Raw genomic sequence first — 18,320 nt, 5'->3', positions numbered from 1 at the left:
TCTCATATTTGATGAATGAAGGCTTTTGTATTATGTTTTTTATCATTCAACTATTTTGCCCCCTCAAAAAAAATATAAATACGAATTATTCTTCGCAGTGTATGGATTATTTTTTGAAATTATGATAATATTTACTTGAATTTTGAAAATCATATTAATCAATTGCTTTGCAGGTAAAAACTTGCGCACTATGTTGACATTAACTTAATCCTCAATTAAAAATGTGTTTTTGGCAGGTTACTTGAAAGCAACTGGTTATTATTGAGATTTATAGACAAGGTGTATAAACTATCTTAAAAGCTACCTGATAATATTCGAATTATGCTTTGCAGCATTGAATATCCTTGACATAAGCTCGATGATTTTATGGGCTTGTGACAGATAACGTTTTTTTATGAAGCTCATTTTTATTAAAGTTGACTCCATTCAATGAATTTGCTCTATTTTCATTTCAATATTTCCAGTTTGCATGAAGAGTATTTCCCAAAAACATTACTTTGTAATTGTTGGTGTTTTTGCATGTCAACATCTGCGTAAATTTTAATATAAAAAAAATTTAAGGAGTGTGAAATATGGCAAAGAGAAGTTTATCACTACTTTTGGTACTTGCTATGATGTTTACAATGATTGCTCCGCAATTTGCTGCAAGTGCCGAGAATGTTGCGCCTGAAGGCTACAGGAAGCTCCAAGATGTACAGATATTCAAGGATGCTCCTGTGGTTGGCTGGTCAGGAAGCGGTATGGGCGAGCTTGAAACTGTCAATGATACCCTTCCCCTTGATACAACTGTTAAATACAATGGTTTGCCGACTTTAAGGTTGAGCGTTCAAACCCCGCTTCAATCCGCATGGTGGATTTCCCTTCTGACTGTAAGAGGATGGAACACCCACGATCTTTCACAGTATGTTGAAAACGGTTATCTTGAATTTGACATTAAGGGTAAAGAAGGTGGAGAAGAGTTTATTATAGGTTTTAGGGATAAGGTTTACGAACGTTCCCTAGGACTTGAGATTGATGTCTCTACAGTAATCTCAAATTATGTAGAAATAACCACAGAATGGCAGCATGTTAAGATTCCTTTGAGGGATTTTATGCTTATTAATAATGGATTTGATCCTTCATCAGTTACCTGTCTAGTGTTCTCCAAAAGACATGGTGACCCATTTACAGTATGGTTTAGTGACATAAAGGTTACATCGGAAGATAATGAAAAGGCAGCGCCTGCAATCAAGGTTAACCAGCTGGGCTTTATTCCTGAATCGGAAAAATACGCTTTGGTTACTGGTTTTGAAGGTGAACTTGCTGCAGCAGCAGGTGACAAATTTACTGTAATAAATGCTGCAGACAATTCTACTGCATATACTGGAAAATTAACTCTTGTAACAGAGTATGAGCCTATTGATTCCGGTGAAAAAATACTAAAAGCAGACTTTAGCAGTCTGACTGAACCGGGCAAATACTACATCAGTATAGAAGGTGTTGATAACTCACCAAAGTTTGAAATCGGTGAAGATATTTACAAATCTCTGATTACCGATTCTGCAAGGTATTTCTATTATCAACGTCAGGGTATAGAGCTCGAAGAACCCTATGCGCTCGGATATCCTCGTAAGGACATTACGCCTCAAGATGCACAGGCAGTATTTGCATCCGGCAAAAAGGATCCGATAGACATTACAAAAGGATGGTATGATGCAGGAGACTTCGGTAAGTATGTAAACGCTGGAGCAACTGCTGTTTCTGACTTATTCTGGGCATATGAAACATTCCCTTCTCAGTTTGTTGACGGTCAGTTCAACATTCCAGAGAGCGGAAACGGAGTACCGGACATTCTTGACGAAGCTCGTTGGGAGCTTGAATGGATGTTGAAAATGCAGGACAAGGAAAGTGGAGGATTCTATCCTAGAGTTCAGTCGGATAATGACGAAAACATAACATCAAGAATAATTAGAGATCAAAATGGCTGTACTACTGATGATACTGCGTGTGCTGCTGGAGTACTTGCTCATGCTTACTTGATTTACAGAGATATTGACGCTGACTTTGCCCAAGAGTGTTTGGAAGCAGCAATAGATGCATGGACTTTCCTTGAAAACAATCCGAAAAACATTGTTTCACCTGCGGGTCCGTACAATGTACATGATGACGGCGGTGATAGGCTCTGGGCGGCAGCTTCTCTTTACAGAGCTACCGGTGAAGAAGTATATCATACATATTTTAAAGAAAACTATGAGTCTTTTGCTCAAAAGTTTGAAGATCAGTATTCATACGCTCATACATGGGGTGATATGTGGCTTACAGCGTTCCTTTCATACTTGAAATCGGAAAACAGGGATGCAGAAGTTGAAAATTGGATTGATACAGAATTTGGAATCTGGCTTGACAATACACTTTCAAGATACGAGAACAATCCTTGGAAAAATGCAATTGTTCCCGGAAATTACTTCTGGGGAATTAATATGCAGATTATGAATACTCCTATGGACGCGATTATAGGTTCGCAGCTTCTTGATAAATACAGTGACAGAGTATCAAAATTAGGTTTTGGATCACTTAACTGGTTGCTTGGTACCAATCCGCTCCGTTTCAGCTTTGTATCGGGATATGGAGAGGATTCCGTTAAAGGGGTATTTAGCAACATTTACAATTTGGACGGTAAACAAGGAATTCCAAAAGGCTACATGCCAGGGGGACCAAATACTTATGAAGGTGCCGGCCTGTCAAGGTTTGCAGCTAAATGCTACACAAGAAGCAGCGGTGACTGGGTAGCTAATGAACATACAGTATACTGGAATTCAGCATTGGTATTTATGTCTGCTTTTGCAAATCAAGGTGTGGATGTAAACCCGGAACCTACACCGGTAATAACTCCAGAACCTACACCAGAAGCAACTCCGTCTGCGACACCGACTATTGATATTCCAACTCCTACGGAATCTGCTAAGGTAGTTAATGTCAAGATAGATACTTCAGCTGAAAGAAAGGCCATCAGCCCATATATCTATGGTAGCAATCAGGATCTTGATGCAACAGTAACTGCAAAAAGATTTGGCGGAAACAGAACAACAGGATATAACTGGGAAAACAACTTCTCAAATGCCGGAAGCGACTGGTTGCATTTCAGCGATACGTACCTTTTACAAGATGGAGGGGTACCTAAGGAAGAATGGGATACACCTGCTTCTGTAGTTACTACATTCCATGATAAGGCACTTAATAAGAATATTCCTTACTCAATTGTGACTCTTCAGGCTGCAGGTTATGTTTCTGCAGACGGAGACGGTGCCGTTGCAGAGGCTGATACTGCACCATCTGCAAGATGGAAGGAAGTTAAGTTTGAAAAGGGTGCACCTTTCTCGCTTACACCGGATACAGATGATGATTATGTTTACATGGACGAGTTTGTAAACTTCCTCGTAAACAAGTACGGAAATGCATCCACAAAAACTGGAATAAAGGGATATTCAATTGATAATGAACCGGCATTGTGGAGTCATACTCATTCAAGGATCCATCCAAATAATGTAACTTGTGAAGAGCTTATTGAGAAATCTGTAGAACTTTCTAAGGCAGTTAAAAATGTAGATCCGTATGCAGAAATATTTGGACCTGCTTTATATGGTTTTGCTGCATATGAATCCTTGCAGTCAGCTTCTGACTGGGAGACTGAAGGAGAAGGATACAGGTGGTTCTTAGACTATTACCTTGATAAAATGAAAGAGGCTTCCGAAGATGAAGGCAAGAGACTTCTGGATGTACTCGACGTACACTGGTATCCGGAAGCAACAGGAGGCGGTGCAAGAATATGCTTTGGAGAGGACATAAGAAATATTGAGACCAACAAAGCAAGGCTGCAGGCACCTAGAACATTATGGGATCCAACATATATTGAAAATAGCTGGATTGGACAATGGAAGCAAAATTTCCTTCCGTTATTGCCGAATATTTTCGACTCCATTGAACAGTATTATCCAGGAACAAAGCTTGCAATAACCGAATATGATTACGGTGGAGGACAACACATTACCGGAGGTATTGCCGAAGCCGATGTTCTCGGTATATTCGGTAAATATGGCATATATCTTGCTACATTTTGGGGAGACGCAAGCAATAATTATACTGAAGCCGGTATAAACCTTTATACCAACTACGATGGTAAAGGCGGCAAGTTTGGAGATACTTCTGTTAAATGTGAAACATCCGACATAGAAGTAAGTTCTGCTTATGCATCTATTGTTGGTGAAGATGAAGGCAAACTCCATGTTATTCTCTTAAATAAGAGCTATGACAAGCCAACAACATTCAATTTCTCTATTGACAGCAGCAAGGAGTATACAGTAGGAAATGTATGGGCATTTGACAGAGGAAGTGCTGATATAACACCAAGGACTCCTATAGTAGATATAAATGATAATACTTTCACATATACAGTGCCAGCTTTGACAGCATGTCATATAGTTCTTGAAGCTGCTGGACCTGTACTGCATGGAGATTTGGATAATGACGGAAAAGTAAATTCGAAAGATCTTATGTTACTCAAGAGATATATAATGGGAATAACAGAAGATGTAAATGTAGCAGCGGCTGATGTTTACCTGGATGGAGTTGTAAACTCAACTGACTACACTGTTTTGTGGAGATATTTGTTGAGGATAATAAGAGTTATTCCTTATGTTCCCCAAAACGAGGCACCTCAAGCTACATTTAACTTCTCTCCGAAGGAACCGACTACCGACGAATCTGTATTGTTTGATGCATCAAATATAATAGATGTTGATGGCAGGATTGCCTACTATGTATGGGATTTTGGTGATGGACTGGAAGGAACCTCAACGACTGCAACCATTACTCATAAGTATAAAAATCCAGGTACATATAAAGTAAAACTAATTGCTACAGATAATAAGGGGGCTTCAAGCTTATTTACAAGTGTAGTAACAGTAATCTCTGCTACTGGAGATAATTCCAAATTCAACTTTGAAGACGGTACATTTGGAGGTTTTTCAACATCAGGAACAAGCACAACAGCTATTATAGAAAACACCACCGAAAAGATCTTTAAGGGAGAAAAAGCTCTTAAATGGATTGTAACGAGCGAAGATGAAGGATTTGCTGAGTTGAAATTAGACGGAGATGCTATCGTAGCTCCCGGCACTACTGTAACATACAGAATATGGATACCTTCAGGTGCACCTATTGCTGCTATACAACCATATATTATGCCCCATACAGCTGATTGGTCCGAAGCGCTCTGGAATTCAACATGGAAGGGATACACCATGGTTAAAACAGATGAATGGAATGAAATCACACTGACGCTTCCGGAAGATATAAACCCGGATTGGCCTCAGCAGATGGGTATACAGATACAGACTTCAGGTGAAGGCGAATTTACAATCTATGTAGATGCTATAGATTGGTAAGAGCTTAATTAGATAAATTAAAATAGAATGGATTTTGAATTGAATTGATATTAAAGGAGAAGCCGCAAAGGTTTCTCCTTTTTGCCTTGTTGTTTTTAGGGTTTTCTAAAAAGGAGAAAAAGGGGGATTTGACCCACTTAAAAAGATATATGGACTCGAAATCTTTTATTTAGAGGAAAGTAAAATCCTCTGTAAGTTTGAAAAGCTTATAAAGATTATACTATGACAAGGAAGTATAATTATGATATAATAATATTAAATAAACATTTACATAAAGTAGTATGCGAAGCACCAACAAATTTCGACGTTATTTATTTTTTATATACCAATTCTAATTTACAATAAGCTATTATTATCGTTGAAGCAAATTCTGCAGTGAAAATATCCCGAACTAAAGCTATATATGCTTTGATATATTGTGTAGGTGTTTTTCCTAGTGGAGGTGGTTTTTGAAACTGAAATAATAAATATATTTAATATATTATTTTATTTTAAAGGAGGAATTTTAGTGAAAAAAACATTATGCTTTGCACTGACTTTGGTTATGCTGACGGCATTTATCCTTCCACAAGGGATTGTATCCGCAGCAGGAACCTATAATTATGCAGAAGCACTTCAGAAAGCTATTTACTTTTATGAGTGCCAGCAGGCGGGACCACTTCCTGAGTGGAACCGTGTTGAGTGGCGCGGTGATGCAACAATGAATGACGAAGTCCTCGGTGGATGGTATGATGCAGGTGACCACGTTAAGTTTAATCTACCAATGGCATACTCTGCAGCAATGCTTGGCTGGGCTCTTTATGAGTACGGTGATGGCATTGAAGCATCAGGACAGAGGGAGTACCTCGAAAGAAACCTTGCCTTTGCACTTGATTATCTTGTGGCTTGTGATAGGGGAGACAGCGTTGTTTATCAGATTGGTGCAGGTAATCCTGACCATAAATGGTGGGGTTCTGCAGAAGTTATTGAAAAAGAAATGGAAAGACCTTATTATGTAGGAAAGGGATCCTGTGTGGTAGGTCAGATGGCTGCAGCTTTGGCTGTAGGTTCTATTGTACTGGATAATCCTACATACCTTAAGCATGCCAAGAGTCTATTTAATCTTGCAGATACCACAAGAAGCGATAGTACTTATACTGAAGCAGATGGTTTTTACAGTTCTCACAGCGGATTTTGGGATGAACTGTTATGGTCCGCTACATGGCTTTATCTGGCGACAGGTGATGAATTCTATCTTGAAAAAGCGGAATCCTATATTCCAAAATTAAATCGTCAAAATCAGACTACAGATATCGAATACCAATGGGCACATTGCTGGGATGATTGTCACTATGGAGCTATGATTTTGCTTGCAAGGGCTACCGGCAAAGAGGAGTATCATAGATTTGCTCAGATGCATCTGGATTGGTGGACACCTCAAGGACATAACGGCAAGAGTGTTTCATATACTGCCGGAGGGCTTGCACACCTTGACACTTGGGGACCATTGAGATATGCTACAACTGCTGCTTTCCTGGCTTTGGTGTATTCAGATTCAATAACTGATACGGCTCTTAAGCAAAAATATTATAATTTTGCAAAAAGCCAGATTGACTATGCCTTGGGCTCAAATCCTGACAAGAGAAGCTATGTGATAGGATTTGGAAATAATCCGCCGCAGCGTCCTCACCACAGAACCGCCCATGGAACATGGTTGGATAAGAGAGATATTCCTGATAAGCACAGACATGTCCTTTACGGTGCTTTGGTTGGAGGTCCGGGAAAAGATGACAGCTACAAAGACGATATAGAAGATTATGTAAAGAACGAGGTTGCAACTGACTATAATGCAGGTTTTGTGGGTGTGCTCTGCAGGATGACTGCGGAATATGGCGGAACTCCTCTGGCAAACTTCCCTACACCGGAAGAAAGAGAAGATGAGTTTTTTGTAGAGGCATCTATAAACCAGAACGGAGAACATTATACCGAAATAAAAGCATTGCTCAATAACCGCTCATCTTGGCCGGCAAGACTTATCAAAGATCTTTCATATAACTATTATGTAGATTTAACTGAGGTTTTTGAAGCGGGTTATACTGTTGATGATATTAAAGTAACAATAGGTTATTGTGAGAGTGGTATGGATGTCGAAATTTCACCACTTACCAAGCTGGAAGGGAATATATACTATATTAATATATCCTATGTTGATGGAACTAATATCTGCCCGATAGGACAGGAGCAGTATTCCGCAGAGCTTCAGTTCCGTATTGCAGCACCTCCGGGTACTAAATTCTGGGATCCATCAAACGACTTCTCATTCCAGGGACTTACCAAAGAGGTGACAAAGACTATATATATGCCTGTTTATGACGGAACAACAAGAATTTTTGGAGAGGTTCCCGGTGGTGTTGACCCAAATCCAACACCTACACAGACTGTGCCGACTCCAACTCCTGATAATAAAAATAAAGTAGGGGACATAAACGGTGATGGTAAGATTAATTCAACAGACCTTACAATCCTAAAAAGACATGTGCTCAAGGTTACTATATTGACCGATAGCAATAAATTGTTGGCTGCTGATTTAAACGGAGATGGCAATGTAAATTCCACCGATGTTACATTAATGAATAGATATCTACTTGGAATAATAAATACTTTTCCGGTAAAATAAACTATCATTTGAAGTATACTTTTAATAAGGGCTGTCCTGAAAAACAGGATGGCTCTTTTATTTATCCTCTTGGAATGAAATGAAAGGGGCTTTTATTTTATTATTAATGCTAAGAATTGAAATAGAATAATTATCATGGTATACTTTTCATTATATTTGGTGATTTTTTTACGAATTTAACGATTTCATTTTTAAGTTTACCGAAGTTATGTGAATAACATGAAATACAATATGAAGGGTGATTGTAATGAAGTTATACCTTATTGCTGGTTCAAAAAGCGAGATGCTTAAGAAATCCTTGGAGGAGAACCGGGATATCGAGGTGATACATATTGAAAATACTTTCGAGGATGCTCTTAATTACTTAATAAGGAACAGCTTGGATTTTGACAGCATATTATTGATGGATGCCGGTATTGTCGAAAGTAATGAAAATTTTATAGACACTTTAAACAGTCTAAAAGAATTAATGAACAGCTCATATCCGGAGATTACATTAAAGTTTATTACAAAGGATCCAGCTTATCTTAATGAATTTAATAACGTGGTATCGGGTGACAGTAGGTTTGAAGTATTTTTTGTTGACAATGTGCGCATTCCAATATCATATATTCAGGAAGTTTGCTTAAAGAACCAGAATAAAAAACCCCAAAAAGTTCACCATGCAGAAACCCAATCACCGGCAGATACTTCCAAAGCTTCTGAAGGCAAACTGACTCAAACATTATCGGAAAGGTCAAAATCCATATTCGGTAGAAAATTGCCTTTCTTCTCAAAATCAAATACAAAAGAGGATAATATTGAGAGCGATGCGACAAATAGTTCAATAATCAGTACTTCTGCGCAGCCTAAGCAAAAAATTTCTCTGGTGTCCAAAGATTTCAGAAAGGTAGTTATAGTCACCGGATGCAGAGGGGCTGGGGCTACAAGTACAGCAGCTAATCTGGCTATAGAGTCGAGTGCACAGGGTCTTTCTACAATAGTAGTAGATATGGATATCGAGTATAGGGGCATAAATTTATATTTCTCCAAATTCGGAGATGAAGTTGAGTATAATCCGGATCTGTCCTATTCATTGATTAGATGTATTATAAAGCCGGATTCCTATGATATTAACTCTTGTAGAATTAATGACAATTTATTTGTTACCACTTTAGCCTATTCAATATCCTCTAAGGATAAATTGCTGGAAATAATTGATATTAAAAGACTATCGGCGTTTATCAACTTTTTAAGACTTAAATTCAATGTAGTTTTAATAGATATGCCTATAAGTACATTAGGCAAGTATTCTCAGTTGCTAACTCAGATAGATAGTATAGCTTTGTGTTTAAACAACAATCTGTATTCGATAATCAGTACCGTAAGGACTGTAGAAGAGCTTTTTATGAAGGAGGACCTGGTTTTGTTCAACGTGAAGTCCAGACCGGTGTTGACCAAATACAATGAAGCAAACAGACATAACGGTAAAACCTTTTCTCCGGAGTTAACCTCAAAAATTATATGTGAACTGGGAGGATACGGTGATGATTTGAATCCGGCTGGAATTGTTCCGTATTCAAGAGAATTTGATCTTCAAATTGACTCGGGGCAAAAAATTGCTTCGATAAATAAAGTTTATAAAAATCATTATTTCACAATACTCAAAAATTTGTTATAAAGCTACAGCGAGTTGAATGAACATAAAAGTTTTTTATTTGTATTGAAAAAGATTTGCATAGTTAGTATAATCAATATTATGGGGCATAAAGATTGTTATTTTATGTCATTATTTTAAGAAAAAAAGCTAATTTGCTTAAGATGATTTAAGTGGTATTTTTAATTGGGGGTGCAATTATGGATATTAACAGTATTAAGAGTATAAAACCCGGCAATCAACTGCCAAAAAAGTTGCTGGCAATATTCTTTAGTATAGCAGTTATTATTGGAGCGTTTATTTTTCTAAATAATTTAAACAATTCTGCGAAGGATACCGTTGATATTGTTGTCATTAAGTCTTCAGGCGGTTTACCTGCCAAGACACAAATAACTAAAGATAATATCATGAAGTATTCCATTATCAAAAAAGAATTCAAAGAAGATATGATTACCTATGACAAAGTGGATACTGTTCTCGATAAGTACAGCCTGTATTATATAAGAAATGGAGACCCCATTTATTATGATCAGATTACAGATGAAAAACCGCTTCAAAATGAATGGCTGTATGAGCTGGAAAAGGATTATGAAGTTCTTACGGTAAGGTATGATTATCTTGAATGCGGTGGAGATATACTGCGTCCGGGAGATTTGGTAAGGGTAAGGGTTACATATACTGAAGAAAATCCGATGCAACAGCCTGCAAACGGTATGGTGTATGGCGGTTCGCAAAAGACTAAGAAAACTGAAATATTATTTGATAGTATTCGTGTAAAGGACCTTATTAACTCCTCGGGACATTCTATATATGAAGTCATAAAAGAGGTTCTGAAGCTGAATGATAAGCAAAGACAGGAGACAATGAAAAGCCGTGAGTTTTTGCAGAGTGTTAAAGCTGAATCATTGCTTCTTGCAGCTACAAAGGAACAGGTAAATAAGTATGCGAAATTAAATGGTCAACAGGATGCCGTATTTACTTTTACCATACTAAGCAGGGATGGAAATGATGAGGTACTAGACCAGCTTCCTGTAATTGAAAAGGAGGTAGAGTCATGGATAACAGAGAGCGGAACGAGGGACTAGAGCTCAAATCCTTTCTTGGGAAGTTGTCTCCAAGGGATAAGATATACAACGAGCTGGAGACAAATAAAATTATTGACAATGTTATAGGCTTTATTCCTGCTTCGGATTGCTCGGATTCTTCCATTCTGCTTGTTAATCTTGCTGTGGCAATAGCTCAAAAGGGGTTTAATACATGTATTTTAGATGCAAATGTTTTCTATCCGAGAGTATACAAGCTGCTCGATTGTGAAGCAAATGCAGCAGGAAAAGGACTTATAAGGATTTGCAGAAGTGACAAGGTTGATATAAAAGATGTGATAAATGAGACCAGATATAAGAACTTATATCTGTTGTCTCCAAGTCCATCCGATCCAATGGAGGACTACTTTGACTTTCAAATGGACGATGTCGATAGGGTGATAAATTCTCTTAAAGAGGCTTTTGATTTTGTACTTATAGATATTCCCAATATTCCACCGTTGGAGTTTTGTGTTTCCTCCATAAAGAATTGCAATGTAGGATTCTTTATATGGGGTGAACGGATTGATTGCCCTCAGAACACCAATAGGCTTTTAGAGTTTATCGGATCTTTGGGAATTGGTGTATCAAAGCTTATGAATGTAATTATGAATAATTTATATGGCATTAAGTATGACAAAACAATAATAGAAGATATGAAATTGAAGCTTATTGCTGAATTTCCGTTCGTATCAGGTGCCATTGATCTCTCCCTTGAGGGAAGAGTATATATTACTGATAGCTTGATAATTAATAAGAAATACAAGGAATCAATGAATTTATTAGTTAATTTATTGACTAAACAGTAAAGGTTTTTGGAGGGCTTAAAATGTTATCAAGAAGTACTGTAAGTGAGCTTCAAAAGAAAGCAAAATATATACATAGGGCCAATAGTTCAGGCAGTAAACTGACATCCATGACCTTTGAGGAGTGTCTAAAGCAGTGTCAACAGTATATAAGCAATGTGGCGACAAATTTCTACAGAAGGATTGAAGATCCAAGTAAAAAAAGAGAAATAACAGAAAGATACATAATTGACTATGTTGAAACTCAAAAGCCTGAAGTTGAAGGTTTTGAAGATCTTTCTACGTTAAGGAATGCTCTTATAGATGAAATTACACAATATGGTCCTATAACAGATGCAATGGAGGATCCTCTGATAGACGAAATTAGAGCCAATGGACCGCAGCAGATATTTGTGGAAAAAAGAGGTAAGACCGAAATTTGGGACAAGTGCTTTACCGACAGAGAGCATATGGAAAGAATAATTGCCAAGCTTATCGGCGTATCTAAAGTGAGGCTGACCCCAAGGACTCCAATGGTAAATGCTCGTACCATAGAAGGCTACAGGGTTAATGCTACCCATGCGGATATTTCTCCCTATGGCAATCCTGCATTTCTGGTAAGAAAGTTTAAGAAGTACACACTGACTCCGCTGGAGATGATACAGGAGAAGTCATTTTCAGTGAATATGTTCAGGCTTCTTTCGCTAATGCCTAGGGCCAATCTTTCTTGGATGACAGCGGGACCTACCGGAAGCGGAAAGACCACACTGAATGAAGTTTTGATAAAGCAGATTGATCCTCTGTGCCGTATTATAACAATAGAAAATCCTGCGGAGTATAGGCTCCTAAGGCATAAAAATGACGACCCTAATGAAAGGGTTATAAATGACGTACTTCAGTATGAGTGCGTTCCTGACGATGACGACAGCAGTCCTGCGACAATGGAAAACCTATTGATAAATGCCATGAGACAATCTCCACACTGGATAGGCCCAGGAGAGCTTCGTTCTCCTGGTGAGTTTGAGACTGCTCTGCGTGCTGCCCAGACAGGACACTATTTCTTCACAACTCTGCATGCAGAAGGTGATAAGGAGGCTATTTACAGGTTCCTCACAGCATACCTTATAAAATCCAAAGAACCTGCGGAATTGGCGCTGAGAAATATATGTACTGCTGTAAAATTTGTCATATTTCAAGAAAAACTGGCTGACGGAACCCGTAAAGTTACATCGATTTCAGAGGTTAAAGGATCCGAAGGCTTAAAGCCTATTATTAATCAAATATATAAATTTGTTCCTGAAGATGTTGATGAGGACCCTGTTACTGGTCAGGTTAGAGCAATAGTAGGTAGGCACAAAAGAGTGGGCTGTATTTCGGAAGAACTCACTGACAGAATGATGAAAGCAGGAATTAAGCGGAGCAAATTTGAATTCCTCACGTCTCCAGTTAATGACGATGAAGAGGAGGTTTACGATATAGATGCTGTTAAACGCAATATTTAGCATAGTTATTGGACTATTGCTGTTATACATATTGAATACAGTGCTAAACCTCAGGCTTCTTAGTGATTTGAAGAATTTTTTTAGTTATGTAATTGATGCCATTGCCGATCATAACACTAAGAAATATCTTGGGAGAATAAAAAGAAATAAAATAGTTAAGTCCAATGAGAATATAATATCAAAATACAACAGGATAGTTGAGAATATAATTTTCGACTATAACCTGCCTCTAACCTTAGAAGGATTTAACTCATTCATCAGCATACTTTTTGCGGCTTTAGTTTTGGTGATTGTGTTCTTTTTAAAGGATGTTACACTATCCGCATTGGTTGCTATCTCCCTGCTGGTTGGTGTTATTACATACTTTACTATGAGGTCGAGAAACATAAAATCGGCTAAAATTGAGAGCATTATGGATGCCGAGGATTTGATTTGTCCATTGGCAAGGGACGGAGTCCTTGTAGCAATAAAAAAGGTCCTGGAGTCCGATGAGTATCTCAGCGCTGATATAAGGCCGTTTTTTATTCAATTCGTAGAAAACTGTGAAAGCTACGGCTATTCTTTCAGAAGAGCAATGGAAATACTAAATCGTCAGCTTGGTCCGAAATTTGACAACTTTGCAAAAAAAGCAGTTATTTTTGAGTATAATGAACGTAAAGGTATGGCCGATATTTTCCTTGATATAGTTGAAGAAAATGCAGCCTTAAGGGAGATAAACGCTAGAAAGAATAGAATATTCAAAAAGATGAATATGAATTTTATAATGAAAACTGCATTGATAGTGATATTTGTTGCCTATTCGATGACAATTTCAGAATTGAGAATCTTTATGTTAGAGAGTACACCGGGACGCTTTATCCTTACTCTGACCATAGTTGCTATCTGTTTGAGCTTTGCCAGATGTCAGGCTTTGCAGTCCGATATTGGAAGTTTGGGAGGGGAAAGCAAATGGTAATACTTTCTAAACTTTGTGCTTTAGCAGCGGTAATTTATCTTGTGTTTACTTTAATATACCCTCTTTTTAAGCCTATGACCCGCAAAAGAAAAGAACACTCCAGGGATTTCATAAAGAGAAAGAGGGATCAGAAGAAAGCCGAAAAGTATTTGTACTTTAAAGATATAGTGCTAAGAAGATTTTCGAATAAACTGCTTCTTAGTGACATAAAAAGAAATGAGTACAGTTTTTTGATAAAAAGGCTGGACTTAAGAATAACACCGGAGGAAATAAGGCTAAAGCAGGTATTGTATGTGTTAGGCGCTATAGGTATATCCATGATTGCCATGAATATTAATACTCTGATAGGCTACGCATGTTTAATATTTATTGTATTAGGATGGATTTATCCGGTTGATGAACTGGAGAAGATGATAGAAAAGAAGAATAATAACATACTGGCAGATTTTCCTTCATTCTATAACATGCTTTACTACCAGTATTCAAGATCTATAAACATATATCTAGCGGATGTGGTGAAAGACTATCTTCCTAATGCCAATGAGGATATGGCCGCTGAGCTTGAAGTTTTTCTTGACAATATTGAGTATGGAGAAGAATATGCATTAAAGCAACTAAAAAAACGAGTTCCATTAAGACATATTATTAAGTTTTGTGATATAATGGAGACAAGGCTTAGGGGATATGACAATATCTCTCAGATGACATATTTAAAAAATGAGCTTTATGACTTAAGAGTTATGTCCCTTGAAGATGAACTGAACAAAAGAGAACAGAAAAACTCAAGAATGCAGCTTATATTGATTGTTGTATTGGCACTTTATATTGCAATTTACTATTACTTTATGTTCGTTGATGCCATCAAAATGTTTAGCTAGTAATTAATTACTAAGTATATATTAAGAATAAATTAAAACTGAGGGGGTTAATTAAATGAAGAAAGCAATAAAAAAGGAGTTAATGAAAAAATCAATCAAAAGGTTTTTGAAAGATGAGAGGGGAGAATTTGGAGTAAAGCAGATTGCTATTACTGTAGCGGTGATAGTAGTTGTGGGCCTTATTCTTACTATATTGCAGGGTGGATTGCTCGAGGGTATAGTAAACCAAGTATGGGACTTCCTATGGGAGCAAATTCAGAATCTGATGGGTTAATACATTGTATTTAAGGAGGTATACCCGGCGATATCAATAGAACCGGGTGATTTTCTATGGCTGGTTTTGCAAAAAGTATAGTAATAGTGCTTCTGGTTTGTGCTGTATTTTTGATAACTACTAACTTCATTTTTTTCTTTCCCTGGTACATGACCTTAGCTTATGAGACATACAACTTATCAACCTTATCAGCACAGCACAACTATATTGATGAAGATGAAGCATGGATGATAATTGAAAATCTGAACAAAAAGCCTTTTTTTAAGGAGAATCCCATTAGCTTAGGTGATATAGAAGGACAGTTTGAACCTGAGGTTTTACAAAGGGGAGATCAGTTCAGTGTTACTATAAATGCAAAGTATCCCATCCGTATGGATATGAGCTTTTTTAAGATAGAGCGTGACTGGCCTGTCTCCTTTACTGTAGAGACAACATGCCTGTATTTTAATAAGGATCTGGACCCGAAATGACGGCAAAAAGGTGATATTATGAAGAATTTAGCGATAATGATTCTGGTTATAGTCTTTGCGTCAATTTTATTCCAGCCTTTTTTTGAAATGGTTGAGATTTTTTCGGAGAAGGCACAGATAGATTCTGCTGTAGAGTCGGCAGCAAAATCTGCTCGATTGACCGGTTTTAAATTGACGGATATCAGGGATCTGGAAAAGAAGTTTAATTTTGATATGTATAGCGAGGACGAGAACTTCATCAGCGTTTTTTGTGAAGTTTTTTCTGCTACCCTTAAGTTGGATTATCTATATGTGAGTGATAATAAAGCATACTTTAGATCAAATAATGTAAGGTACAACGATTTTGTGGTTGAATTCCAATATGATGCCGATTATCCTGATGAATGCCACATTATTGTTACAACGGAGTACAAATTTAAAAGGAATTACCTAAAAGAATTTGTAGGAGATAATTCCTTTGAATTAGTAAGAGAAAGAACACTATTTGCTCGTATGGAAAATTAATATTTTTTATGGTGAGGGAATAGAGGAAGGGCTTACAGGTAGAACCAGCCCTCATCATTATCCTCATCATTGTTTTCCTGCCTATCTATACTTATTTTTGTTCTGTTACTTCCACCGAGAGACATACTATAAAGTTTGCTACCATTGGATTTGCTGCAATAATATATGTGCTCGTTGGCTAAATTTATAAATTCGGAATTTTCATTATTAAGCTTTGATTTATCGCTTCCCTCGATTCTGATTCGGTAAATGCTGCCGCCATCGCTCTTGTTACAGTAGTATACCCAGCCATTTAATACATTTATATTGTAGGAAATATCATCATTCAGCTTGTTTTTGGATCGACCGTCAATACTCACCCTATAAAGCTTAAATCCGTCACTTTTATTACAGTAGAAGATATATTCGCCGGAAATATTAATATAGCTGGCTTCGTCGTTGACAATCCTTGTTCTGCCTTTACCCATTGTGTTTATCTTGTATATTTTGCCTCCATCACTTTTGTTGCTGTAGTAAAGCCAGTCATCCTTAATAGACAGGCCGTGGGTGAAGTCATTGTTCAACTTAGTTTTGTCTGTACCATCAGTTTTTATTTTGTAGAGCTTGTATCCATCACTTTCATTTATATAGTAAATCCAATCTCCACTAACTGTTATGTCCCAGGAACGATCATCGTTGAGTTGGGTCTTACCATTTCCTTCTAGGTCGATCCTAAATATATTGTCATTATTATTGGGATCAGTGTAATAAAGCCAGTTTCCACAAACATTAAGAAACCAAGATTCATCAACGTTTACCCTTTGAAGGTCACTACCGTCAAACTTTACTTTATAAATATTATAGTCAGAACCGGCATTGGAAAAGTAAAGCCAGGAGCCCTGAGTACACACCAATCCTCCGTTTAATATATTTCCTGATTGATTTCCGATATGGTTATAAACCATTTCTCTTTTTAGTAAACTTCCAAATATGCTAACTGTCCTATCCAAAGGCTTTTTTGGTACATCATCCGGCGGACTTGAGATATTTAAAAGCACGGTATCCATGCAATCATCGTCCATATTCTTATCGTCTTTGTTTTCACTATTGACCTGTGGCGTAATGTCGACTTGCTGGGAAGGAAAGTCAGCTTTGGGCTCAGTGTCCTTTGCAGCATTGTCAATTGCAGACGGTGTAATAACCAAATATGAACGTTCTTCATTGCTCATCTCGGATAAAATGCTAAAAAGCACCTTTTTAGCCTCAACGGCTGAAGAATACCTTTCATCAGGATCGTAGGCGCACATTTTCAATATAAACTGTGAGAGCTTTTCACCAGCCTGCAAGGGAGGTGTAACCGCTTCTCCGGAAAGCCTTTTGTCCAAGGCTGCTTCACTGTCTTTATACTTTAGCTCCTGAGGATAGGGAGGCATAAAAGGAAATCTTCCATGATTTAAAAGCTTATATATCACAATACCCAAGGAATACAGGTCGGACCTTAAATCATAAGGTTTTCCTCTATATACTTCCGGTGCCATATATAGAGGTGTACCTCGTATAGATGAGGCCAGCGAGGCTCGAGTTAATTCCTTTGCAATACCAAAATCACCGAGCTTAAATTTACCGTCGGATGTAACAAATATATTCTCGTCTTTTATATCTCTATGGATTATATTCTTTTGCTCACAAATTTCCAAAGCAGAACAGATATCCAGAGCAATATTTACCACGCCTGCTCGGGTAAGACCGTTTTGGGATATGTATTTGTTAAGCGTAGTAAGATACTCCATTCGTATCAGTATATCCCAACCAAAACGTTCACTGCTTTTTTGCACCAAATGGTCTTCATAGCTTACTATATTCGTATTGCCTCGCAAGGTATACATCATATGTATTTCGTTAACGATATTTTTAACAGCACTTTCAAAGTACTGCTCTAGGGAATAATTATCATTGCCAATGGTTGCAACGGCTTCGCGGTGCTGTTCTTGGGTGGGAATACTTATGAGCTTTAGGGCAGACTGGTATTTAAAACCCCATTCCTCTTTAAAGATTTTATATACCTTTCCATAGCTTCCTTCACCAATAAAGGATTCTACACACCACGCCCCCCATAGAGGCTCATATTTTTTTATATAATCATTGGAAGAAACATGCATTTTTCGGACCTCCAAGG

At 37.6% G+C, this 18,320-nt stretch carries 12 protein-coding genes; 11 read left to right on the top strand and 1 reads right to left on the bottom strand.

The features are described 5' to 3' along the window. Window positions 1-572: 572 nt before the first annotated feature. The 11 genes from EFD62_RS02630 to EFD62_RS02580 all read left to right on the top strand — a co-directional run bounded on the left by EFD62_RS02630 (window position 573) and on the right by EFD62_RS02580 (window position 16,165). A complete protein-coding gene (locus EFD62_RS02630) occupies window positions 573-5,423 on the top strand; it encodes a glycoside hydrolase family 9 protein (protein WP_128705705.1) in 4,851 nt (1,616 codons plus the stop codon). A gap of 508 nt (window positions 5,424-5,931) precedes the next feature. After that, complete coding sequence (locus EFD62_RS02625) at window positions 5,932-8,079, top strand: glycoside hydrolase family 9 protein (RefSeq protein ID WP_069196265.1); 2,148 nt, start codon at window positions 5,932-5,934, stop codon at window positions 8,077-8,079. 247 nt (window positions 8,080-8,326) lie between these two features. Next, window positions 8,327-9,739, top strand: coding sequence for a P-loop NTPase family protein (locus EFD62_RS02620; protein WP_069193883.1), 1,413 nt, complete (start codon window positions 8,327-8,329; stop codon window positions 9,737-9,739). Window positions 9,740-9,915: 176 nt separating this feature from the next. Beyond that, the gene (locus EFD62_RS02615) at window positions 9,916-10,800 is read left to right on the top strand and encodes a CpaB family protein (protein WP_069196264.1); all 885 of its coding nucleotides are present in this window, start codon (window positions 9,916-9,918) and stop codon (window positions 10,798-10,800) included. After that, window positions 10,770-11,606 (top strand): ATPase, encoded by an 837-nt coding sequence (locus EFD62_RS02610; protein ID WP_128705704.1) that lies wholly within the window; start codon window positions 10,770-10,772, stop codon window positions 11,604-11,606. Before EFD62_RS02615 ends, EFD62_RS02610 begins: the two co-directional genes overlap by 31 nt. Window positions 11,607-11,626: 20 nt before the next feature. Beyond that, window positions 11,627-13,084, top strand: coding sequence for an ATPase, T2SS/T4P/T4SS family (locus EFD62_RS02605; RefSeq protein ID WP_069193881.1), 1,458 nt, complete (start codon window positions 11,627-11,629; stop codon window positions 13,082-13,084). Beyond that, complete coding sequence (locus tag EFD62_RS02600; RefSeq protein ID WP_069193880.1) at window positions 13,062-14,039, top strand: hypothetical protein; 978 nt, start codon at window positions 13,062-13,064, stop codon at window positions 14,037-14,039. The genes EFD62_RS02605 and EFD62_RS02600 overlap by 23 nt, the downstream gene beginning before the upstream one ends. Then, complete coding sequence (locus EFD62_RS02595) at window positions 14,033-14,917, top strand: hypothetical protein (RefSeq protein WP_069193879.1); 885 nt, start codon at window positions 14,033-14,035, stop codon at window positions 14,915-14,917. The genes EFD62_RS02600 and EFD62_RS02595 overlap by 7 nt, the downstream gene beginning before the upstream one ends. A 55-nt stretch (window positions 14,918-14,972) precedes the next feature. Continuing rightward, window positions 14,973-15,191: a hypothetical protein gene (locus EFD62_RS02590; protein ID WP_069193878.1), complete on the top strand. Its 219-nt coding sequence runs from the start codon at window positions 14,973-14,975 to the stop codon at window positions 15,189-15,191. Between the two features lie 56 nt (window positions 15,192-15,247). Further along, a complete protein-coding gene (locus tag EFD62_RS02585; protein ID WP_069193877.1) occupies window positions 15,248-15,661 on the top strand; it encodes a hypothetical protein in 414 nt (137 codons plus the stop codon). A gap of 18 nt (window positions 15,662-15,679) precedes the next feature. Further along, window positions 15,680-16,165: a hypothetical protein gene (locus EFD62_RS02580; protein WP_069193876.1), complete on the top strand. Its 486-nt coding sequence runs from the start codon at window positions 15,680-15,682 to the stop codon at window positions 16,163-16,165. 32 nt (window positions 16,166-16,197) lie between these two features. Here the strand turns inward: EFD62_RS02580 and EFD62_RS02575 are convergent, their stop codons facing one another. Continuing rightward, window positions 16,198-18,303 carry a DUF5050 domain-containing protein gene (locus tag EFD62_RS02575; RefSeq protein WP_128705703.1) on the bottom strand — a complete coding sequence of 702 codons (2,106 nt, stop codon included), beginning with the start codon at window positions 18,301-18,303 and terminating at the stop codon, window positions 16,198-16,200. Between the last annotated feature and the right edge of the window lie 17 nt (window positions 18,304-18,320).

The organism is Acetivibrio mesophilus, from assembly GCF_004102745.1.
Taxonomy (GTDB): domain Bacteria; phylum Bacillota; class Clostridia; order Acetivibrionales; family Acetivibrionaceae; genus Hungateiclostridium; species Hungateiclostridium mesophilum.
This window is presented reverse-complemented; position numbering and strand designations above follow the sequence as displayed.

Excerpts from the sequence above, each read along its gene's own strand:
- EFD62_RS02590 (WP_069193878.1), top strand. The coding sequence starts at position 14,973 with ATGAAGAAAGCAATAAAAAAGGAGTTAATGAAAAAATCAATCAAAAGG.
- EFD62_RS02585 (WP_069193877.1), top strand. The coding sequence starts at position 15,248 with ATGGCTGGTTTTGCAAAAAGTATAGTAATAGTGCTTCTGGTTTGTGCT.
- EFD62_RS02580 (WP_069193876.1), top strand. The coding sequence starts at position 15,680 with ATGAAGAATTTAGCGATAATGATTCTGGTTATAGTCTTTGCGTCAATT.
- EFD62_RS02595 (WP_069193879.1), top strand. The coding sequence starts at position 14,033 with ATGGTAATACTTTCTAAACTTTGTGCTTTAGCAGCGGTAATTTATCTT.
- EFD62_RS02600 (WP_069193880.1), top strand. The coding sequence starts at position 13,062 with ATGCTGTTAAACGCAATATTTAGCATAGTTATTGGACTATTGCTGTTA.
- EFD62_RS02630 (WP_128705705.1), top strand. The coding sequence starts at position 573 with ATGGCAAAGAGAAGTTTATCACTACTTTTGGTACTTGCTATGATGTTT.
- EFD62_RS02605 (WP_069193881.1), top strand. The coding sequence starts at position 11,627 with ATGTTATCAAGAAGTACTGTAAGTGAGCTTCAAAAGAAAGCAAAATAT.
- EFD62_RS02610 (WP_128705704.1), top strand. The coding sequence starts at position 10,770 with ATGGATAACAGAGAGCGGAACGAGGGACTAGAGCTCAAATCCTTTCTT.
- EFD62_RS02615 (WP_069196264.1), top strand. The coding sequence starts at position 9,916 with ATGGATATTAACAGTATTAAGAGTATAAAACCCGGCAATCAACTGCCA.
- EFD62_RS02620 (WP_069193883.1), top strand. The coding sequence starts at position 8,327 with ATGAAGTTATACCTTATTGCTGGTTCAAAAAGCGAGATGCTTAAGAAA.
- EFD62_RS02575 (WP_128705703.1), bottom strand. The coding sequence starts at position 18,303 with ATGCATGTTTCTTCCAATGATTATATAAAAAAATATGAGCCTCTATGG.